At 63.5% G+C, this 21,126-nt stretch carries 22 protein-coding genes; 8 read left to right on the forward strand and 14 right to left on the reverse strand.

Features of this window, described 5'->3' with window-relative positions; translation table 11 throughout:
* The 5 genes from WAN02_RS12900 to WAN02_RS12920 all read left to right on the forward strand — a co-directional run.
* Nucleotides 1-1,071, forward strand: a 1,071-nt coding sequence (locus WAN02_RS12900) for an aldehyde dehydrogenase family protein (RefSeq protein ID WP_422264569.1), incomplete at its 5' end; no start/stop codon positions are given.
* Between the two features lie 53 nt (nt 1,072-1,124).
* Entirely contained in the window at nt 1,125-1,505 is a 381-nt protein-coding gene (locus WAN02_RS12905) for an SCP2 sterol-binding domain-containing protein (RefSeq protein ID WP_422264570.1), read from the forward strand.
* Complete coding sequence (locus WAN02_RS12910; RefSeq protein WP_422264571.1) at nt 1,505-2,269, forward strand: SDR family NAD(P)-dependent oxidoreductase; 765 nt, start codon at nt 1,505-1,507, stop codon at nt 2,267-2,269. The genes WAN02_RS12905 and WAN02_RS12910 overlap by 1 nt, the downstream gene beginning before the upstream one ends.
* Before the next feature lie 50 nt (nt 2,270-2,319).
* Nucleotides 2,320-3,477: a thiolase family protein gene (locus WAN02_RS12915; protein ID WP_422264572.1), complete on the forward strand. Its 1,158-nt coding sequence runs from the start codon at nt 2,320-2,322 to the stop codon at nt 3,475-3,477.
* A gap of 34 nt (nt 3,478-3,511) precedes the next feature.
* Complete coding sequence (locus WAN02_RS12920) at nt 3,512-4,372, forward strand: alpha/beta fold hydrolase (RefSeq protein ID WP_422264573.1); 861 nt, start codon at nt 3,512-3,514, stop codon at nt 4,370-4,372.
* A 22-nt stretch (nt 4,373-4,394) separates the two neighbouring features.
* Here WAN02_RS12920 and WAN02_RS12925 read toward each other — a convergent pair whose 3' ends face one another.
* The 6 genes from WAN02_RS12925 to WAN02_RS12950 all read right to left on the reverse strand — a co-directional run bounded on the left by WAN02_RS12925 (nt 4,395) and on the right by WAN02_RS12950 (nt 8,785).
* Nucleotides 4,395-5,660, reverse strand: coding sequence for a cytochrome P450 (locus WAN02_RS12925; RefSeq protein WP_422264574.1), 1,266 nt, complete (start codon nt 5,658-5,660; stop codon nt 4,395-4,397).
* 212 nt (nt 5,661-5,872) lie between these two features.
* Nucleotides 5,873-6,709 carry a citryl-CoA lyase gene (locus WAN02_RS12930; protein ID WP_422264576.1) on the reverse strand — a complete coding sequence of 279 codons (837 nt, stop codon included), beginning with the start codon at nt 6,707-6,709 and terminating at the stop codon, nt 5,873-5,875.
* 4 nt (nt 6,710-6,713) lie between these two features.
* Nucleotides 6,714-6,947, reverse strand: a complete 234-nt coding sequence (locus WAN02_RS12935) for a ferredoxin (protein ID WP_422264577.1) — start codon at nt 6,945-6,947, stop codon at nt 6,714-6,716.
* Complete coding sequence (locus WAN02_RS12940) at nt 6,947-7,693, reverse strand: Phenylacetic acid catabolic protein (protein ID WP_422264579.1); 747 nt, start codon at nt 7,691-7,693, stop codon at nt 6,947-6,949. Before WAN02_RS12940 ends, WAN02_RS12935 begins: the two co-directional genes overlap by 1 nt.
* A gap of 51 nt (nt 7,694-7,744) precedes the next feature.
* Nucleotides 7,745-7,948: a ferredoxin gene (locus WAN02_RS12945; RefSeq protein WP_422264580.1), complete on the reverse strand. Its 204-nt coding sequence runs from the start codon at nt 7,946-7,948 to the stop codon at nt 7,745-7,747.
* 99 nt (nt 7,949-8,047) lie between these two features.
* A complete protein-coding gene (locus WAN02_RS12950) occupies nt 8,048-8,785 on the reverse strand; it encodes an enoyl-CoA hydratase/isomerase family protein (protein ID WP_422264581.1) in 738 nt (245 codons plus the stop codon).
* Nucleotides 8,786-8,899: 114 nt separating this feature from the next.
* On the opposite strand from WAN02_RS12950, the gene WAN02_RS12955 reads away from it, so the two are divergent.
* Complete coding sequence (locus tag WAN02_RS12955) at nt 8,900-9,493, forward strand: TetR/AcrR family transcriptional regulator (RefSeq protein ID WP_422264582.1); 594 nt, start codon at nt 8,900-8,902, stop codon at nt 9,491-9,493.
* A gap of 10 nt (nt 9,494-9,503) precedes the next feature.
* Here the strand turns inward: WAN02_RS12955 and WAN02_RS12960 are convergent, their stop codons facing one another.
* From WAN02_RS12960 to WAN02_RS12995, 8 genes are read right to left on the reverse strand one after another with little or no spacing between them, the layout of a single operon-like run.
* A complete protein-coding gene (locus WAN02_RS12960) occupies nt 9,504-10,670 on the reverse strand; it encodes an NADH-ubiquinone oxidoreductase-F iron-sulfur binding region domain-containing protein (protein ID WP_422264583.1) in 1,167 nt (388 codons plus the stop codon).
* A gap of 43 nt (nt 10,671-10,713) precedes the next feature.
* Nucleotides 10,714-11,517 carry an enoyl-CoA hydratase/isomerase family protein gene (locus WAN02_RS12965; RefSeq protein ID WP_422264584.1) on the reverse strand — a complete coding sequence of 268 codons (804 nt, stop codon included), beginning with the start codon at nt 11,515-11,517 and terminating at the stop codon, nt 10,714-10,716.
* A gap of 37 nt (nt 11,518-11,554) precedes the next feature.
* On the reverse strand, nt 11,555-12,337 hold the full coding sequence (locus WAN02_RS12970; RefSeq protein ID WP_422264585.1) for an SDR family oxidoreductase: 783 nt from the start codon (nt 12,335-12,337) through the stop codon (nt 11,555-11,557).
* A 59-nt stretch (nt 12,338-12,396) separates the two neighbouring features.
* A complete protein-coding gene (locus WAN02_RS12975; protein WP_422264587.1) occupies nt 12,397-13,389 on the reverse strand; it encodes an acyl-CoA dehydrogenase family protein in 993 nt (330 codons plus the stop codon).
* On the reverse strand, nt 13,386-14,546 hold the full coding sequence (locus WAN02_RS12980) for an acyl-CoA dehydrogenase family protein (protein WP_422264589.1): 1,161 nt from the start codon (nt 14,544-14,546) through the stop codon (nt 13,386-13,388). Before WAN02_RS12980 ends, WAN02_RS12975 begins: the two co-directional genes overlap by 4 nt.
* Nucleotides 14,547-14,569: 23 nt before the next feature.
* On the reverse strand, nt 14,570-15,457 hold the full coding sequence (locus tag WAN02_RS12985) for an alpha/beta hydrolase (protein WP_422264590.1): 888 nt from the start codon (nt 15,455-15,457) through the stop codon (nt 14,570-14,572).
* 56 nt (nt 15,458-15,513) lie between these two features.
* Entirely contained in the window at nt 15,514-16,254 is a 741-nt protein-coding gene (locus tag WAN02_RS12990) for an SDR family oxidoreductase (RefSeq protein WP_422264591.1), read from the reverse strand.
* Nucleotides 16,251-17,774, reverse strand: a complete 1,524-nt coding sequence (locus WAN02_RS12995; RefSeq protein WP_422264592.1) for a flavin-containing monooxygenase — start codon at nt 17,772-17,774, stop codon at nt 16,251-16,253. Before WAN02_RS12995 ends, WAN02_RS12990 begins: the two co-directional genes overlap by 4 nt.
* Before the next feature lie 1,013 nt (nt 17,775-18,787).
* Between WAN02_RS12995 and WAN02_RS13000 the strand changes: the two genes are divergently transcribed.
* Nucleotides 18,788-19,597: a class II aldolase/adducin family protein gene (locus WAN02_RS13000; RefSeq protein WP_422264593.1), complete on the forward strand. Its 810-nt coding sequence runs from the start codon at nt 18,788-18,790 to the stop codon at nt 19,595-19,597.
* Nucleotides 19,598-19,835: 238 nt separating this feature from the next.
* Nucleotides 19,836-21,032, forward strand: coding sequence for an AMP-binding protein (locus tag WAN02_RS13005; RefSeq protein ID WP_422264595.1), 1,197 nt, complete (start codon nt 19,836-19,838; stop codon nt 21,030-21,032).
* Nucleotides 21,033-21,126 lie beyond the last annotated feature (94 nt).

Here is a 21,126-nt window from a genome sequence, read left to right on the forward strand (position 1 = left end):
CTCGACGACGGGGCCGGGCGCCGCATCTCCACCCGTGTGCCGGTCGGCCCGGTGGCCGCCATCACGCCGTGGAACGCTCCCGTCGGACTGTCGGCGCTCAAGCTCTTCCCCGCTCTGATCTGCGGCAATCCCATCGTTCTCAAACCAGCGCCCACGACGCCGCTGGCCATTACCCATGTCGTGGAGTCGATTGCCCAGCTATTCCCGCCGGGCGCCGTGTCGGTCGTTCACGGGGGTGCGGACGTCGCCCAGGCCCTCATCCATCACGACAGCATCCGCAAGGTGTCGTTCACCGGAAGCGTCGCGAACGGCAAGAACGTCATGCGGGAAGCATCGCAGGGCCTGAAGGATGTCCTGCTCGAGCTGGGCGGCAACGATGCCGCGATCCTGCTCGATGACGTCGTGATCGACGAGGACCTCATCGAGCAACTGATCGGCGCAACCTTCATGTCCTCCGGGCAAATCTGCATGGCGATCAAACGCGTCTATGTCCCGCAGTCGCGCCACGACGAATTCGTCGCCGCGCTGTCAGACGCGCTGGCCGCAACGGTGGTCGGCGATGGCCTCGATGAGGACGTCACGATGGGGCCGGTACACAACAAAATGCAGTATGACCGCATCCGCGGGCTCGTCGCGGAGGCTCGTGCAGCGGGTGCGCAGATTACGCCGTTGGGCCGGATGCAGACGGGAATCAACGCAGACGACGGCTACTTCCTACTGCCGTCCTTGGTTACCAACGTGCCGCACTCGACCCGGCTGGTCCTCGAAGAGCAGTTCGGCCCCGCCCTGCCGATCATCGCCTACACCACCGAGGAAGAGGCGGTGCGCCTGGCCAACTCGACCGACTACGGCTTGGGCTCATCTGTCTGGTCGGCCGACGTCGACCGGGCGTTCACACTCAGTCGCGGGCTGCAGGCCGGAGCCACCTGGATCAACGCCCACAACATGTCCGGTCTCGACATCAGTTGCGCCTTCGGCGGTTTCAAACAAAGCGGAATCGGGCGTGAATTCGGTTTGGCGGGCGTGGAGGCATACACGGAATTTCGCTACCTCACAAACCGCATGCAGTGACCGGCGAACACGGTTGCGGCAAGAGTCCACCCAGCTGACGGAGGAGTTCTGGCATGGAAAAGGAAAAATACCACGCAACGATCGCCGCGGTGTTCGCGCGATCGGTGGACAAGCCCCAGATGCGGGGACTGGACGGCACCAACAAGACCATGGCGTTCGGCACCATCGACTATCCGGACATCGCGTGGCACATAGATGTCAGCGGGCGGGCGAAATTCGTTGAAGGCGAACCGGACTCGGCACCGGTCGTGACTGCGACCGCGCTGAGCGATGACTGGGTCAAGCTGTTCGCGGGCAAGTTGTCGGCGACTCAGGCGCTCATGCGTCGCAAGCTCAAGGTGAAGGGGTCCGTGGTTGCCTTGACCGCGCTTCCGGTGGAGATCATGACGCGCTCCTACGAGGAAGCCATCGATGCCGGCGAGGTGACGGTCTGATGGGCCGCCTGGACGGCCGGGTCGCCATCGTCACCGGCGGCGGGAAGGGAATCGGTCAGGCCTACGCCACCGCGTTCGCGCGCGAGGGCGCCAAAGTGGCGGTGGCCGAGATCGCCGACTCATCAGAGACGGTGGAGCAGATCAGGGCCGCGGGCGGCGAGGCAATTGGCTTACATACCGACGTCAGCAACCCCGACTCCGCCAACGAAATGGCCGCTAAAACGTTGGAGGCCTTCGGTCGCGTCGACGTGCTGATGAATAACGCCGCCATCTACAGCGGGCTGGTATTCACCTACTGGGAGGACCTCGACCTCGACGAGTGGGACAGGGTGATGGCGGTCAACGTCAAGGGAATGTTCTTGACATGCCGCGCGGTCGCCCCTGCCATGCAGGAGCAGAAGTACGGCAAGATCATCAACATCTCGTCGGGTACCGCGCTCGTCGGCGTCGCCGGTGTCCTGCACTACATCGCCTCCAAGGGCGCAGTGATCGCGATGACACGAGGCCTTGCTCGTGAACTGGGTGACTTCAACATCTGCGTGAACACAATCACGCCGGGCTTCACGATGACCCAAGCCAGCAAGGACATGCTCGCCGCATCCGAATTAGAGGGTCTCGGTGAAATGGTGGTGTCCATGCAGACGCTGAAACGTCCCGAAGAGGCCACCGACCTTGTCGGCGCCGCCTTGTTCCTTGCGTCGAGCGACTCCGACTTCATGACAGGACAAATCGTCAACGTCGACGGCGGTGTCTTCTTCAACTGAGGCCTTCACGTCGCAGTAAAGGCACGCCCGCCAACTGGATTGGAGCAACCATGCGTGACGTGTTTATCAGCGGCACGGGCATCAACCAGTTCGGTCGATATCCTGAACGCACGGTGCGGGACATGACCGAATACGTCGTGCACTGCGCCCTGGAGGACTCCCGGCTCGATGTCAAAGAAGTCGGCATGGCCGTGTTCGGAAACGCCGTCGCCGGAATCATGACAGGCCAAGAGATGATTCGCGGACAGCTGGCGTTGCGCAATACCGGGCTGTTGGGCGTGCCGGTGATCAACGTCGAGAATGCCTGCGGCACAGGATCGACCGCGTTCCATGTTGCCTGGCTGGCGGTGGCCTCCGGTCAGGTCGAAGCCGCGATCGCGGTGGGGGTCGAAAAGATGTCGCACCAAGACAAACAGCGTGCCCAGCAAGCGATCAGCACGGGTGTCGAGGTGCACGAGGGCGCCCCACCGTTCTCGTTCATGGAGCTTTACGCGCGCAACACCCGAAACTACATGGAACGTAGCGGCGCGACCCGCGAGGATTTTGCCAAAGTGGTGGAGAAGAGTCGCTTCAACGGGTCAAATAATCCCTACGCACATTTCACCGACCCCACCACCGTCGAGGACGTGCTCTCGGCACGGACAATCGCCGACCCGCTGACCCTGCCGATGTGCTCCCCGGTCAGCGACGGCGGCGCCGCGGTCATCGTCTGCTCCCCCGAGCTGGCTTGCCGCGGGGTCTTCAGAGCCGTTCGGATCCGGGCATCGATCCTCGTATCGGGAACAGACCGGGCTCCCGACGAGCCCGAAGCAGTCGAGATCGCGACCCGGATGGCCTATGCCCAAGCCGGTTTGGGACCCGAAGACCTCGACGTCGTCGAGCTGCACGACGCTGCCGCGCCCGCTGAGCTGATCGATTACGAACTTATGGGGCTCTGCCCGGCAGGCGGCGGTCCCGACCTACTGCGCTCCGGCGCGACCAGTCTTCGGGGCCGAATTCCGGTCAATCCCAGCGGTGGTTTGCTATCGCGCGGGCACCCCATCGCCGCAACCGGCATCGCCCAGATCGTCGAGCTCGCCGATCAGCTGCGCAGGCGCGCCGGTTCGCGGCAGGTCAAACATGCTCGAGTCGGGATCGCACAGAACGGCGGCGGATGGCTGGGAACCGATGGCGCTGCGGCACTGGCCACCATCCTGTCCCGCGACTAGCGCACAGATGACATCTGAACCGGTTAATTCGCCAGTGTCACAACCTGAATCGTTCACAGCCATCGGATCCGGGGGCGTACGCCTGGTCGGCGACCGCTGGGCTGCCCCGAATCCGGTGGGCACCGTGTTGCTGCTGCACGGGGGTGGTCAGACCCGGCATTCGTGGTCGCGTACCAGCCAGCGATTGGCGCAAACCGGCTGGGACGCGATAGCGATGGACACCCGCGGACACGGCGACAGCGACTGGGGCGCCGGGCCAGACGACTACGAGATGGACAGCCTTGTTGCGGACTTGGTGTCCGTTGTGGCGGCGGTCGGCGAGAAGCCTGTCGTCATCGGCGCGTCGATGGGCGGCATGACCGCACTGGTCGGCGAGGGCGAGAGCGGCGGCCTGCTGCGCGGTCTGGTCCTTGTTGACGTGGCCCCGTCGATTGAGCTGGCCGGCATCGAGAAAATTACCGCCTTCATGTGCTCGGGGATGGATGGCTTTGATTCTCTGCAAGATGTCGCCGATGCGATTGCGGCCTACAACCCGCACCGCACGCGGCCAACCAATCTGGATGGCCTTCGCAAAAATGTCCGATTGGGCGATGACGGGCGGTGGCACTGGCACTGGGATCCAGCATTCATCGCGCACAATAGCCGTGAGCCCGATCGCGGGGTGATGGAGCGCGCCGCGAACGCTGCACGCTCAATTCGGGTGCCCACCTTGCTGATTCGCGGCGCCGAATCTGATGTCGTCACAGCCGAGGGTGCCCGTGAATTACTGAGCGTCATCCCAGGCTCGCGGATGGTCGACGTCGCCGAGGCCGGACACATGGTCGCCGGTGATGACAACGACATATTCTGCGTGGCGGTCGACGGGTTCCTTCGCGATCTGCAACCCCGCGCTTAGCGCCTGCTCGCGCTGTGGCCGGTCAACTCGGGTCCCACGCAATCTCGAGGTGTTTCATACCGAGGACGGTCGGATTGATGACGAAATCGGCCGGGAACTCGGGCTCACGAACCAACCGAAGATTCGGGAGGCGCGACAGCAGCTCCTGAATCGCGACTGTCAGCTCCAAGCGCGCCAGGGCTGCTCCGAGACAGGAATGCGCACCGCGGCCAAATGCGAGATGCTTGACGGCGTTTGGCCGATTCAGCCGGAATTGATCGGGGTTGTCGAATACCTCCGGGTCCCGGTTGCCGGCAGCCCAGCACAGTTGCACCAGCGACCCGGCCGGGATCCTCGCACCACCGAGCTCGACGTCTTCTGTGGTCAGCCGGAACAAGCCGGCGATCGAGGACTTGTACCGCAAGGCTTCTTCAGCGGCCGCTGCCGCCAGTTGCGGATCCTCGCGCACGCGGTCGAGCGCGTCGGGATTGTGGAGCAAACACATGATCGCGGTGGTGATCATGTTGCGGGTGGTCTCGTTGCCACCAAAGATCAATGTGGCCACGACGCCGACGAGCACCTGGTCGCTGAGCTCCCCGCTGTGGACGGTGGCGGCCGCGGTCACCAGGTCTGACAGCACCGTGCCGCCCGGATTGTTGCGGGCATGGGTGATCGCATCTTCGCAGTACTGGTAGAACCCGCCGTAGTGCTGGAACAGCTCGCGCTGTTCATCCTGGGTCATGTGCGGGTCGACCGATGCCACCAGTTCGTCTGAGTAGCGGCGCATTTCGGTCATGTTGTACCGGTCTGCGGGCAGCCCGAGGATGTGCGCAATGGTGATCAACGGCAGCGGAACGCTGAAGTTCTCGACCAGTTCGGTCTGACCGTCATCGACGAACTTGTCGATCAGCTCGTTGGCCTGCGCACGGATCGAGTCTTCGAGGGCCGAGATCCGCGACTTACGGAACGCCGGATCGCTCGCCTTACGGACTCCGGTGTGGGCGGGCGGGTCGGCGTTGACTAGCGCGGGGGTCCAGATCGCCAGCCCCTTGGGGATGAGGTCGCGGTTCTCCTCGAAGATGTGCACGGTTGAGAAAAAGCCCTCGGAGCTAAAAGCTTTGGTGTCGCGCGCCGCCGTCGCGATGTCCTCATACCGGGTGACTTGCCAGTAGCCGAGCGTCTCGTTGAAGAAGACAGGTGCTTCCCCCCGCGCCCTCGCCCACGAGGGGAAGGGATTGACGAACTCCATTGGATTGGTGGGGTCGTAACCGTCCAGCTGCGGCGCCGCACCGGCTTGGGTACCTACCATGGGCAGCCCTCTCGTCGTGGTGGGGCGGCTGCGGGTTTGCGCGTCCGAGTCGCGATGCCGCCGTTGGGCGCTGTGCCGGCCGCACCAAAAATTGACCGGATGGATAGTAAGATAACGTATCCGCCCGCGGTGCGGGAGGGTTTTGGCGGCATGAAATTGCGGATAGGTTCACCCGCGCCGCACGTCGCACACGGCCACGAGCGCGCGAACCGTCATGTCGGCTGGTTGACCGGTCCGGGACCGCCGCTGCGGCGGGGGGTCGTCGGCGCCGCGTGTGGCGGGTGCGGCCGCAGATGCGCGCTCGCCTCGTTGTCGGTGCGGTGCCAAAGTTCCAGGGCGAGCGGTTGTGTGCTTTCTTCCAGAAGGTGTCCGACAAGCCCGATTGCTCTGGCCATCACGCCTAGGCCGCGGACGATGCGTGGCGGAATTCCCAGTTCGGCGGTCAGCGCTGCAATGGCGCCGGTGACGTTTACCGGCAGTGGCTTGCCCATTGATTTCTCGGCCTCATGCCCGACCCGCTGGATGAGCTCGACGTAGCGGCCGGCCAGGCCATTCTCGGCGGCAATCTCGAACAAGCGCGGCGTGCGGGGGTCGATTGGTTTGTGAAAGGGGTGGCCCAAGCCTGGAATGATCGCGGCACGGGCGCGGAAGTCGGCGACGATCCTGGCTGCAGTATCCGAGAGGTCCAAGGTGCCGTCATCCTCGGCGAGTGCCTGGTTGAGCATCACCGCCGCGCCCTCGGTGGTTCCGACGAACACGCTGCCCAGTCCGCAGAGGCCTGCAGCGACGGCCGCCTGTAGCGACTCTGGAGCGCCGGCGTAAGTCAGCCGGGCAGCCAGGGCGCTGGGCGTCAGTCCGTGCTCCACCAACGCGATCAGAATCGCGTTGTAGACATGTGACTGACCGGTGGTGGGTTCGCTGCCCGTCAGCTGAAAGAAGGAGAATTCGGCCAGATTCATTTTGCCGAGGATCTCCCCGGGCAGATCCTTGCCTCGGATCGTGATTTGGTCCGGGGTGCTCCAGGCGATATCCGACCGGATCTTGGACACGGGCTTAATCCTGATGCGTTTCGACCACGATGGCTTGTTCAGGGCAGCGGGTGCGCGCCTCGATGATCCTGGACCGTAGCTGGCGGTCCTGCATGTCAACGGAATGCTGCACGATGGGATAGCCGTAGCGATCCATCACGAATACCTCGGGACAGACCTTCACGCAGTCGCCGGCACCGGTGCATTGGGCAAGATTGACTCGGATCCGCAGGCCTGGCCGGATGATTCGGGTATCCATCACACGAAGTGGCGGTTGGCCATGGGATCAGGAATGGCCAGACCGAGACCCTCGAGAACCGAGTTGACCTCCTCGGTGTATTCCTGACGCAGCTGCTCGTTGGTTTTGGTGCGAAAGCCCAGTTCGATGTAGCGCCATTGGCGTGTGCTGTTGCTGCGACCGAAGAAGTCAAGGGCCATGGGATACCAGCGCTTGAGGCTTTCATTGGCTTGGTCGAACCCGTCGTCGAGGTTCTCCAGGCACCAGCGCAGGTGGGTGACACCCATGTTGGCGTGACCTCGTTCGTCGCGTGCGACCCAGGCGCCCGCCCGGCCAAGCGGGCCGTAGCTGGATTCGGTGTAGTCACGAAGCATGACCCCGCCGGCGCGATCCATGATCGAGTTGAAAACGGCCAAGTCGCACCAGGTGGTGATCTGGTCGATCAGATTAAGCGCTTCGATACTAGTGTAGTTGGCAGGATCCGTTGTGTCGTAACCCAATTCAACGAGAAGCGACTCGAAAATGTAGCCGTGGCGCATCTCATCGGCGTAAAAGCTTGCCATCCTGACTCGATCGGCTGCGGTTGGGGCGAGGTCGACCTTGTCAGCCAGGATCTTGACGTTCTTCAAAAACTCCGGGTTTGAGGCCATCTCCCCGGTTTCCTTGCACATTCTGATCACGAGTTCTCGGTACTCCCCGCCCGGTAGGGTGTCGGCCTCGAACTGTCCTGGCGCGTAGATGCGCATCGGCATTTCCGTGGTGGCCATGGGAACCCTCTCTGGCTTTGACGAGTGTGCTGTGGCGACGGGTCGTGCGGCTCACTCGGAACTGATGAGCAAGGCCTTTGCGGGGCAGCGATAAACCGCTTGGCGCACCCTCGCTACCAGCTGCGTGTCGCTGGCGTCGATGTTCGGCTTCGGAATGTCGACGCAGCCGTAGGACAGCTGAAACACTTCCGGCGCAAGCTCAACGCACATTCCGTGCCCCACACACAACGTGCCGATTGGCTCGACGCGTGGCACTTGATCGGCCTCCCTCAATCGATGGCGCTCCGCAAGCGCTGCTGAGCCCTCGATTAGTTTACCGGTGGGCCAGTTATATGGCAAGCAGGCGCGTTGGTGTCACCCGTGGCCGGACGCGGGCTTTGCGGCAAAGGCTGCCGCCATCTGCCGCAGATTCATGCTCTTGATCTCGGCGTCGCTCAACTCCGGCAGCGTCGAGGTCTCCGCGATCAGGTAATGCTGTTTGAGGCGCTGAAGCGCTTGGCCGTCGTAGCGAGTCAGCCGCCGGGCCAGCGTCGCGACTTCGGCGGAGAGCGCCTCGTCGTCGAACAGGTGGCTGACCAGTCCGAGTTCGTAGGCACGATCGGCGCCGAAGCGATCAGGAATGAACGACAGCCACCTCGCTGGACCGCTGCCGATGATGCGCGAAAGCGTCCACGGGACGGCCATGTCACCCGATAGGCCCAGACCGAGGAAGGCGGTCGAGAACGTCGCACTGCGCGCGGCTACCCGGATATCGCAGGCGCAGGCCCAGCCGAAAGCCGCGCCGGCGCAGGGCCCGTTCACCGCGGCGATGGTAATTTGCGGCATCCCGTGAAGCAGTTCGGGAATGCGCCAACTTTCCGGGTCGTAGCCCTGTTCGACCTCCGCGGCGAACTCGCCGTTCTCAAATGCCTTGACATCCCCGCCAGGGCTGAACCACCGCCCAGACCCGGTGAGAATGACGACACGGACCGCGCTGGCCGCTGCCAGTCCGGCTACCGCGTCGTGTAGTTCAGTGACCATTCGGACGTTGACGCTATTGGCGCGATCGGGCCGGTCAAGTCTGATGGTTGCCACGCCGCCGTCCGTCGTCACCCCGAGAGTGTCGTAACCCAACGCCGCCCTTCCCTATAATTCACCGGGCAGCTAGTAACATACTGACCGGGGCGGCCCCGTCAAGGGGTGTGTCCGGAACTTGGGAGTTCACGTATGGCACGAATGCGCAACGAAGAGCGGTACGAAGCACAACGTACCCGCATCCTGGCCGAATCAGCTCGAATCTTCCGGGACCGTGGATATTCCCAAACGTCGATGGAAGACCTGGCCACTGCGTTGGGCGTGACCAAAGCAGCCATCTACTACTACTACAAACGTAAAGAGGAGATCCTCTTCGATATCTGTGATCAGGCACTGGAATTCGCTTACGAGACCACCATTGTCACCGATTCGTCGATGGAGGCCAAGGAACGTTTGGAACGCTTCGTCCGCGGCGGCGTCGCCTCGATCGCCGAGAACATGGCCGTCTTTGCAGTGCTTTTCCAGGAGACCTCGCTGCGCAAGGAAGCGCGCGCGCGCAGGATCGTCAGCAGGCAGCGCAAGTTCGAAATCGCCGTCCAGGACATCTTCGAGGATGGGATCAAGGAGGGCACGTTCCGTGCCGATCTTGACCCTCGACTGGCGTCGCTGGCGGTCCTGGGAATGTGCAACTGGGTCTACCGCTGGTACAGCCACGAACACTATGACGTCGAGACGATCGGCGAGGAGTTCCTCAAGATGATCGACTACGGCGCTTTCAGCAAGTGACTTGATGATGTCACCGGTGGCAGCTGCACTGTTTGTCGCGATGGGCGACAATCTGGGGACTGAAGCGAGCCCACAACGCCCGATACGTTGCGCTCGCCGCGTCTGGTAGTCGACACGCGCCGCGCCCCGGCAGCTCGCTCATATATTCGTCGACGGCGTCAAGGCTGGGTATCTGCACCGACCCACCACCGCCCAGGACAGCAGCCGAATCGTGCAGTCCGCTGCTGCACGGGACGCACTGGCCGCATGACTCCTGGGCGAAGAAGGTCAGAACTTCCTCGGCGAGCGCGCCAAGGCATTCGTTGTCGCCGATCACGCGGAAAGACGCCGAGCCCAGTGAAAGACCGTCGCCTGCCAACTGGGCGGGTATCAGCGGGGTCGAGGCTTCGGCGGCCCGCAGCACGCCGCCCGAGTAGCCGCCCAGGGTCACGGCTTGCCACTGCTGGACTCCCGCCGCCGTGAGAAGCGCACCGACCGACGTGCCGAAGCGAGACTCGCCGATGACGGGTTCACGGCCACTGCCCCACACCGTCCACAGGAACGTGTCGACTGCGGGCGCCGGCTCGTGGCGTGCGCAAGCCCGCATCACCCAGGCAACGTTGGCCAACGTCTCCACGTTCTGCACGACGGTGGGATAACTCCAGTAGCCGCGCACTCCGACAAGCGGCGGCCGGAACCTCGGCCTGGCGGGCTTACCTTCGAGAACTTCGATGAGAGCGGTCTCCTCACCGACCAGGTAGTCGTCAGGCCCGACGACGACATCAACGGGTGGGCCGTCCGGAACGAGTTTGACCAGCTCTTCTACTGCGTCTTCGAGGCGGTCGGCGAGCCCGGCGAGTCGACCAGCGAGAACCAGCGCGGCTTTGCCGGCGCCAAGGACCACAGCAGCGATGCGGAGGCCCTCCAGCACCAGGTCAGGGTGCTCGGAAAGCAGGTAGGCATCCTTGACGCTGCCCGGTTCGTGTTCACCGCCGTTGCCGACCACGACCCGCGGCCCCGGCCGGCTCATCGCCAGACGCCACTTGGTCGCCGTGGGAAAATTCGCCCCCCCACGACCGCGGACATCGGCGGCATCGAGAAGCTCAACGACCCTGGCGGGCCGCGCGATCGCGGCCTCAAGGCCGGATCCCAAGCCTGAAGCCGGGCCCAACAGGCGAGGGCAGTCAACGCTGGCCACAGTGGCTACCGTGGCGTCTGCGTTGCGCAGAGCGGACATTGGATCAGGTCGCTGACGAAGTGAAATTCGGGTTACGGCGTTCTCGGTGCGACGCCACGCCTTCGAGAACGTCGGGGCCCCCGAAGCCGTAGAACTCATAGACAAGGGAAGCGTCGAAAATCGGGCCGAACGATCGGTAGTAGTTGTTCAACGCGTACTTCGTGAATTGCAGGGCGTTTTGCGCTCCGGCGGCAAGCTGAACGGCGATGTCCAATCCGCGCTGATGAACCTGGTCATCATCGACACACAGGGAGACCAGACCAATGCGCTCGGCCTCCTCGCCGGTGAGCACATCGCAGGTCATCAGGTAGTACTTCGCCTTTGCCATCCCGCACAGAATCGGCCAGCAGATCGCCGCGTGGTCCCCCGCCGCGACACCTAGGCGAGTATGTCCGTCGATGATCTTCGCGGTGCGTCCGACTACCGACACATCCGCCAGTAACCCGGCGACAAGACCGGCGCCCACCGCGGCACCGTGAATGGCCGACACCACCGGCTTCGTACAGTTGATGATGTTCATCACTAGGTCGCGGGCCTCGCGCATGACGGCGGTCCGCGCCTGATAATCGGAACTGACCGAGTCAATCAGGTCGAAACTACCGCCCGCTGAGAAGGCCCGCCCTTCCCCGACAATGAGTGCGACGCGGGTCTGGGGGTCGCGATCCACGGTTAGCCATACCTCTGCGAGCTCGCGGTGAACGTCTCGCGACACCGAGTTCAGGCCCGGACCGCTGAGGATGATCTTGAGGACGCCGTCTGCAGGCCGCTCGAAACCCAAGCTTGAATACTGCTCGTACGGGTCGGACATGTTGCCTCCTGTTGGCATTGATGGATCGTTCGGGCGGCTACGGGTGTTGGCTGCTGACAGAAATGGATTCACCGGACAGGTACGACGAATAGTCGCTCGCCAACCAGACGATGGTGTTGGCGACTTCCCACAGCTCGGCGCCTCGACCGAATATTTCTTGTTTGAGCAGCTCTTCGAGAGTGGCGGCGTCCCACGCCTTCGACAATGACTCGTGCATCGCGATGCTGGGGGCTACGGCGTTGACGCGGACACCCGACGGGCCCGCTTCCCGGGCGGCGCTGCGGGTCAAAGCCATCACCCCGGCCTTGGCGGCGGCATAGGGCGCGGCGTTGGCATCACCCCGCCAGCCGACGACAGACGCGAGATTGACAATGGCTCCTGACGACCGGGGGATCATGTGCCGCAACGCCGCTCGCGTGCAGCGGAAAGTTCCGTTGAGTGTGACGTCGAGGACTTTGAACCAGGTCTCGTCGCTCATGTCCACGATGGAACTCATGATTCCCAGCGCCGCGTTGTTCACCAGGACATCGATGTGGCCGATTTCGGCGATCGCGGTCTGGAAGAGTCGATCCACATCGTCTTGGGTGGTGACATCACACGGGACCCCGACGACCGGCACAGCGGCGATCTGGGACAGTTGCTCGGCAGCTTGCCCTAGTCGCCGCTCGTGGCGATCGCTGATCACCACCCGCGCACCTTCTTCGACACACCGCTTGGCGGTCGCAAAGCCGACGCCGGTGCCTGCGGCCGCGGTGATCACCACGGTGCGGCCCGCAAGGAGGTCGTGACCCGCGGGATAGTTCGGCTTTGCCTGCGCCACGAGCTTCCTTATATTTGTTTAACGGTCAGTTAGTTAATACCAGGTGTTCTGTGAATACGTCAACGCGATGGCAGCAGCGCGGCCTGCAGTTCCCCGCGCCGCAATTGCTCGGGTAGCGGCCAATGCCGCAGCCGGACAATGGCTTTCAGGTAACGGTGGACGTCGGACTCCCACGTGAAACCGATGCCGCCCATCGCCTGCAGGCAACGCTCGGCGGATCCCTGGGCCGCCGACCCGGCGGCCAGCGCCGCCAGGGACAAACCATCGAGGCCTCCCGCTTGACCCTTCAAGGCCCCAACCGCCAGTTCGCGGGCATGGTGAAGGCCGATCCACGCGTCGGCCAGGGAGTGTTTGACGGCTTGAAAGCTGCCGATCGGGGCACCGAACTGGGTGCGCATACCGGCGTAGGCGGCCGTCTGCCTGAGCAGATCGGCGGCGGCGCCGATCATGTACATCGCGGCGAGCGCACCCGCAAAGTTGCGGACATCCTGATGCGACCTTGCCGGCCACGGCACCGACGATGCCGTCGGGGAGACGGCGAGGGATGTCTCCCACCAGTCTGGAGCGTTCCAGCAATCCGCGCCGCGCCGCGTTGGATCGAGCGCGACTGCCGGCGACGTCACGAGCCCGCTGTCGGTGCACAGCAACAAAAGATCGGCATCGACGACGAACGGGACCGATACTTCGCTGGCCGTGGCTGCGGTGAATCCGACCATGATCGGCAGAGTCCCCGCCGAGGCCCCGGCGATGTCCTCGACATCCGCGCCCGCTGCGGCCAGCGCCACCACGCCCACCCATTGGTGCAGGACGTCTGGAGCGGTGAGCGCCACGCCGGCCTGCTCAGCGACCAGAGCGGCAAGCAACGCGCTGCCGCCACCGCCACCCTGATCCTGCGGTACGCCGAGTCCGAGCAAACCGGACTTCCCGAGCGCTCGCAGGAGGTCGGCGCGGGGCGTTGCGGCGTGTCCGGCGAACACTGCACGCGCAACATCGGCCACCGCGGCTGCGACCTGATCGTCAACCTCGTCGTCAAACGACAGCGCGGCACTCATCGGGGCAACCCCAGCGCACGCTCGGCGACAATCGTGCGTTGAACCTGGTTCGTCCCGGCGTAGATGCTGGTGGCGAGGCTGGCGTAGTACTCGTCAGACCATGCCGCCACGCTGGGACCAAGTCCGGCGAGCGCAAGGTCCAGGCCGAGTCGGGCCACGGCCTGATATGTCTCACTCCACAACACTTTTGATGCATTGGCCTCGACCCCCACCTGACCGCCGGCGTTGAGGACACCGAGCTGAGTCTGCACGGAACATTCCAGGCTGCGGATGGCGATGATCGCGTCCAACATCCGGTCCTTGGCGCCTCCCTCAGCCTGCGACCAATTCACCGATGCGCCTAGCTCGGCCAGCATTCGGCTCAGCCTGAGCTGTCTCTGAAGCAGGTGCAGGGAGCGTTCGTAGGACAGGGCGGCCATCGCGACCTTCCACCCTTCACCGATCCGTCCGAGGACCGCGTCGGTGGCGGTGGTGGCGCCGTCGAAAAGTACCTGGGCGAAATCTTGCTCGCCGTTGAGTTGCGTGATCGGCGCGACGGACACGCCCGGTTGGCTCATCGGAACCAGAAAGGCCGTGATGCCCTTGTGCTTGGTCGCCTCGACGCTGGTCCGCGCCAGCAGCAAGCAATAGTCGGCGTCCTGGGCCAACGTGGTCCACACTTTGGTTCCGCTGATCGACCAGCCCCGGTCGGTGCGTTCAGCCGAAGTTCGCAGGGCGGCAAGGTCGGAACCGGCGTCAGGCTCTGAGAACCCCTGACACCATATTTCGTGGCAGGACAGCATGGGGTTGATGTAGCGCTTCTTCTGACCGTCGGTGCCGAACAGCATCAGTGCCGGAGCCACAATGCCCAACGCCACCCGGTTGAATGGCGTCGAAATACCCAGTGCTGCAAGCTCTTCAGAAACGACAGCCAACTCGGCCAAACCGCGTCCCGCGCCGCCGAATTCCGTCGGAATGGCAATCCCGGCCCATCCCGCCTCCGCCAGAAGCCGGTCGAAGTCGCGGCGTCGCTCGCGATCGTAGTTATCTCCGGTGCCGGCTGCGGCTCGTGTCCTCCAGCCGACCTTGCGTGCGACATCACCGAGCACCGCTTTGGCATGAGCACGGAACTGCTCCGCGTCGCCCGCCTCGGCGGCGGGAGGGTGTGCGTGGCTCACCGACTGTTCCCTTCTGTCGCGCGTTAGGTTGGCCCGGCCTTCGCAGCGCCGATGAACCCCCCGATGCGTCGCAGGGCTGAACGCGCCTCGGGGAGAAATGACGCGAACAATTGAAAGACGTGCGGGGCGGCGGGTTCCACCTGCAACGTGACCTGAACCCCCTGTGCGGCGCCGCGTTCGGCGAGTCGTCTCGAGTCGTCCAGAAGAACTTCGCGCTCGCCGACCTGGATCAACATCGGTGGAAGCCCTGACAGGTCCGCAACCAAGGGTGACAGCAGCGCCGAGCTGCTGTCGGCGCCGTTGAGATATGTCCGACACGCGCCCGTCAGCATCGCCCTGCTGAGCAAGGGGTCGCGGTCGGCGTGGGAGACCAGAGTTGAACCTGAAAGCGTCAAGTCCAGCCAGGGCGAGAGAAGCACACAAGCGGCGGGCAACACATGACCCTGTTCGCGAAGGCGAAGGAGCGTCGCCATGGCCAGGCCCCCGCCCGCCGAATCGCCTGCGAGGATGACCGTTTCACGACCATCAGCCGCGGCGCGCAACGCGAGATACGCCGCGCAGGCGTCATCAACGGCATCAGGATAGGGATGCTCGGGAGCAAGGCGATATTCCGGCAAAATCACACGCGCGTTTGCGACCCAAGCGAGGTGGGCGCCGAAGTGACGGTATCCCGTGGCGCTGCCCATGCAATACGCCCCGCCGTGCAACCATAGGATCACGCGATGCGGGTTCTTGCGGGCCACCATGGCGTCGACGACTGGCACTCCGCCAAGCTCGGTCGAACTCACCACGACGTCCTGCGGCGCGCCGAACGAAAGCATCAGCTGGTCTAGCGCCCTGCGCGTTTCGCCAAGCGCAAGCTCTGCAGCAGACGTTGCGAAATCCCGCCAAATGTCGTGCGCCAGCAGCATTTCGCTGGACACCACGCCGCCTTCTTGCCTCTTCGGCGACGACACCGACGGTCCCATCAGATTGCCAGCCCTCCGTCCACGGGCAGAACCACGCCGGTGATGTAGCCGGCCTCTTCCGAGGCTAAAAACCCTACGCTGCTGCAGATTTCATCGGCATTGGCGATGCGGCCCATCGGGATGGAGGCCTCGACCTGTTCGAGCTTGTCGGGCGGCATGGCGGCGACCATCGAGGTGGCCGCGCTGGGCGAGATGGCGTTAACGGTGATCCCCATCCGGGCGGTCTCTTTGGCGACTGCCTTGGTGAAGCCGACAATGGCTGCCTTCGCCGCGGCATAGTTTGACTGTCCGATGTTGCCGTGCAGACCGGTGTAGGAGGTCACATTGATGATCCGGCCGTAGCCGTGGGCGCGCATCAGCGGGACGCTGGCGCGGGTCAGGTGAAATGTCCCGTCGAGATGAACGTCCAGGACATCCCTCCACTGCTCGTCGGTCATCTTCCAGACCACCGCGTCGCGGGCGATGCCCGCGTTGTTCACGACGATGTCGATACCCTCGGACCAGCCGACGACCTGATCTACTGCGCGCTTGACGGCCGATGCGTCGGCGACATTCACGCGTATCGGCAACACAGTGTCGGTTGCCAAGCCCCACTGCGCCGCCAACTGTTCACCGTCCCAGTCGGCGACCGCCACCCGCGCGCCGGCCTTGGAGAACATCTGGGCCAACGCGAGCCCGATGCCCTGTGCGGCGCCACTCACTACCGCGGTCCGGCCGGCGAAGTCGAAGGTGACCGTCATTGCGCTGCGTCCGCAGAGGCTCGTATTGGCTCGGCCACCCGACGCCGGTCGTAGCGGGTCGTGACGAATCCCCACAATGGGAGCACCCGCAGCGCCGCCCAGTAGGCGGTGTGCGACAACGGCCACTGGGTAACGTTTTTGCCCGACGCGGAGTGATAGTAGTTGTGGCAGGCGCCGGCGGTGGTCGAGCTGAGTTTGTCAGCGATCTGACGCTGTACCCACGAGTCGAACCAGGCGGCCGCCCGCGATCGGGTGTCGATGATGTCGGCTCGGCCCCGCGCGATTTTGCCCGCGACTCTGGCAACCACCTCGGCCTGGCGTTCCAGCTGCGTCATCACCGACCAACCTCCATTGGTGTTGGGCCCGTAGACAATGAAGAAGTTCGGGAACCCCGGGACTGTCATGCCCAGGAATGCTGATGGTTCGCCGGACCACACCGATTTCAGTGACCGTCCGCTGCGGCCCCGCACGTTGAGGGTCCGCAAGTACTCGGTCGCTTTGAACCCTGTCGCGAGGATGAGTACATCGAGTTGGTGGAAGGTGCCGTCGGCGTCAATCACACCATCGGGCATGACTTCGACGACAGCGTGTGGGGTCACCGACACGTTGTCGCTGTTGAGTGACGGATAGAAATCGGACGCGAAGACCGGGCGCTTGCACCCGAACGGGTAATCGGGGGTGAGGGTTTTCCTCAGCTCGGGGTCATCGATCGTCTTGGCGATGAAGTTCTGGCAGGACTTGCGCCGCCTGATCTGGTAGTCGCTATCCGCCTTGAAGGCGTCGCGCACCCGGCGTGCACCCCGAAACAGTCGAAACCGATCCCACTTCTGGCGCCACGGATGTTTGACCCATTCCGCTCGCTCGTCGGCGGTATAGGGACGCGATGGCTTGGGAAGAACGTAGCCGGGTTCTCGTTGAAACAGCCGCAGGTGTTTAACTTGCGGTGCAAGCGCGGGAACCAGTTGGCATGCCGTCGATCCCGTACCGATGACCCCGACCCGCGCGGTGGTCAGGTCATGCTGATGTTCATAAGCAGAGGTGTGGAATACCGGCCCGGCGAACGAGTCCAAACCCGGCAACTGCGGCCAGTTGGCGTCGCTGAGCATCCCGACACACGACACCACCATGTCGAATTCCAGCTGTTGGCCGTCGTCGGTGACCACGATGTAGGCTCCGCGGTTTTCCGCCCAAATCGCCGTGTCGATTCCGCAGCCGAATACGAAATGCTCACGGATCTGGTACTCGTCAATGACATCCTGCACGTAGCGCTCTAATTCCGGCGCCTTGGCGTGAGTGCCGGACCAGTCGTACGACATGAACGAAAATGAGTAGGCGTGGGACGGGACGTCGACCTCGCATCCCGGATAGGTGTTCTGGCGCCAGACCCCACCCGCGCCCCCCTTCCGTTCGAACACGGTAAACGACGTGATGCCAGCGCGTTTCAGCTTGACCGCCGTGGCGACTCCCCCCAGCCCCGCACCTGCGATAGCGATACGCACAGTGCGCCTCGCTCGCAACATCGGGTCTCCTCCAGACAGTCGTGCAGCGCACCCGGGTGAACGATTCGTCGCTAGCGCCCGGCCCGACACCGAACATTCGCATCGCAGCAGCGATGAGACCGGCATCAATGCATTCATTGAACGTCTGGATAGTAAATATATTCGAAGGTCCCCTGGTGGTCAACAAAGCGGACATCTTCGCCTCGATCACCGCTGCGACCAATGCAGGAGTCAGCCCCGATTGACCTAGATGGTCCGCAGATTACCTGCGTTGCCGCCCCGGCCACGCGCGTCGTGGACGGTCGAAACCGACCGTCCACGCGATTTACGCTCGGCATAAGTACACTAACTCTCCGGTAAATCACGACGAGATGTAATATCGCGGCCCTCCGACTGGGACAGGATGTCGTGATACATGCAGACAGCTAGTGAATCGATCACGAGCAGGCTCGGCGGAAAGGTCGCGATCGTGACCGGTGCGGGTCGCGGCATCGGCCGCGGGCCTTCGCGGCGGAAGGGGCGAAGGTGATGGTGGCCTCACGGTCGACGTGGGCGATAGCTGAAAGACGCCGGCCCGGTCGCCGTCTTTCTCGCATGGTCAAATCCGACTACCTCACGGGCATGAACATCATGCTCGATGGCGGCCACTGCATGTTCCCTTGAAGCAACGGGAATTCGAATAGTTCCCGCGCGAGCTTCGCCCGGCTATTTAAAGAACGACCTGGTACGCGTACGCCGACCCATCAAGCCGGTGCCCCCACGCCGACCCATGACGGATTCGTAGATCGCGATGAGCACGACGGCAAGCGGCGACTCCATGAAAAACGGAATCCAGGTCCTGTTTCGCTGTGCATGTCATTGTCCTCGGTCACACTGCGGTACCCGCGCTCGTTGTTATTCGTTATATAGACACCCAGCCGTGCCGGAGGTGAACTTACCTATGTGAGGTCTGATGCGTAACTCGAGTCGCACCGACACGTCATCACGGCCCACCGGGGACCCACGCGGTGCGGCGATCACTGCAGGAGGAACTGATGACGAGCATCCTTGATCCCAATCTAGCCGCCGTGGTTGGCCCCACGCCCGCTGGAGGCGGACTCCCGCAACCGCCCGTGTTCGACTCGGTACACGCCGAACGCAAGTACCGCAAAGAACAGCTCGCCGCCGGGTTCCGACTGTTCGGCAAGTTCGGCTTCTCCGAGGGCGTAGCCGGTCACATCACGGTGCGAGACCCCGAACATCCCGAGTATTTCTGGGTCAATCCATTCGGCATGTCGTTCAACAAAATCAAAGCATCCGACCTGATCCTGGTCGATCACAAAGGCGATGTGATCGAAGGTTCTCGTGCGGTCAATCGCGCAGCGTTTGTGATCCATTCCCGGGTACACGAGGCCCGTCCTGATGCCTTGGCAGCGGCGCATTCTCATTCGACGTATGGACGGGCGTTCTCCAGCCTGGGTATCAAACTCGATCCGATTACTCAAGACGCGTGTGCGTTCTATGAAGACCACGCCGTGTACGACGACTATCACGGGCTCGTGAACGATATGGATGAGGGAGTCCGTCTGGCCAAGGCACTCGGACCGAACAAAGCCGCCGTACTGCAAAACCACGGCCTTCTCACCGTCGGCCAGACCGTTGCCGAAGCCGTGTGGTGGTTCATCACGATGGAACGCTCATGTCAGGTACAGCTGGTCGCCATGGCTGCCGGAACGCCGAAATTGATACCTCACGACGTCGCCCTGCAGACTCGCGAGCTCATCGGGACTCCGGCGGCCGGATGGTTCCAGGCCCAACCGCTGTTCGATCAGATCCTGGGCAGCGACCCAGACCTCGTCCAGTAGACGCGCGCTTGGTTCCGCCCGTGAGCACGGCGCCAGATTCCTGGATTTCGGTTGGTACCGCAGCCAATCCGACGAAGACGCGGCCATAGTGATGTTCGACGCCTGATCGGCGCCATCGTAGACGTTGTTGGATGCAACACCGCTGAGCGTCGCGCGTTGTCGCAGTTTCCATCGACAGGCGGCCAAGGTAGCACCATCGTCAAAACATGCGAGGCAGTGCGCCCGAAGTGTTTTGATCGTGACCAATATAAGCCTGCATCTCGTCGAGTCGGCGGACATGTATCCCGACGGCCCCGCGCTGCGCTGTGACGGGACCACCACGACGTATTCGGAGCTCGCCGACAACGCCGCACGCTTCGCTGCCTACCTTGACTATCGAGGTCTTCGCCCTGGCGATCGGGTGGGGGTCATGCTGGCGAGCGGTCCCGAGTTCGCAGTCGTCTTCTACGGCGTGCTGCACGCCGGAGCCGTTGTGGTGCCGGTGAATCCGCTGTGCAACGCCCGCGAAGTCGCGTTCGTCTTGTCCAATACCGGTGCCCGACTGCTGGTTTCCGCGCTGTCATGTTGGCCTGCGGCTATCGCGGGGGCTCTGGCCGTCGGTGTTCCCCCGGTCGGCATCGGCCAGCACACCCTGCGGCAGCTGACCGATGACTTTCTCGGGCACGCCTGGCCGGTGACCCGGGCGAACAACGACAACGCGGTCATCCTGCACACATCACGCACAGCGGCGGGGCCCAAGGCGGTCCCACTCACGCACAGCAACCTGTTGTATAGCCAGGCCGTTATTGCCCGCAGCCTGTTGAACATTGGACCCGACGACGTCGTGCTAGGTTGCCTGCCAGCAGTACACGCGTTCGGGATGACGTACGGCCTCGGAGCGGTCATCTCGTCCGGCGCGACGCTCGCGCTGCTCCCCCGTTTCGATTCGGGCCGGGCGCTGGAAATTTTTGCTGCCGAACGTGTCACGATCTTCGAGGCTGCGCCCGCGATGTACGCGGCATTACTGGGCGTCGTCGCCGGTCACGATTTAGACTTCGGTTCACTGCGGCTGTGCATCTCCGTAGGAGGCGCGATGCCGGCGGAGGTGTTGCGTCGGTTCGAGGACAAGTTCGACTGCATGGTCCTCGAGAGCTACGGGCTGCCAGAAACGTCCGGGGTGGCGTGTTCGAATCATCCGCACGCGTTACGCAAACCCGGTTCGATCGGCACACCCGTCGACGGCGTGCGGATGCGGGTGGTCGACGATCGCGGCACCCAGGTGCCGACCGGTACACCCGGCGAGATTCAAGTGCGGGGCCACAATGTGATGAGGGGTTACTGGAACTCGGCAGAATCCGCCACGGATGCCGTTGTCGACGAATGGTTTTCGACGGGCGACATCGGCCGGGTCGATGAGGACGGCTACTTCTTCCTCGTTGCCCGCAAGAACATCTGATCATCGAGCTAGCCCCCTCCGGGCTCCCGGCCCGCAGATCCCGGCAGGCGATTGTTGCCTGCGACATCGGCCGGGTTTGGACATTGTTGCCGGG

It is taken from the genome of Mycobacterium sp., from assembly GCF_049281135.1.
Classification (GTDB): Bacteria; Actinomycetota; Actinomycetes; order Mycobacteriales; family Mycobacteriaceae; genus Mycobacterium.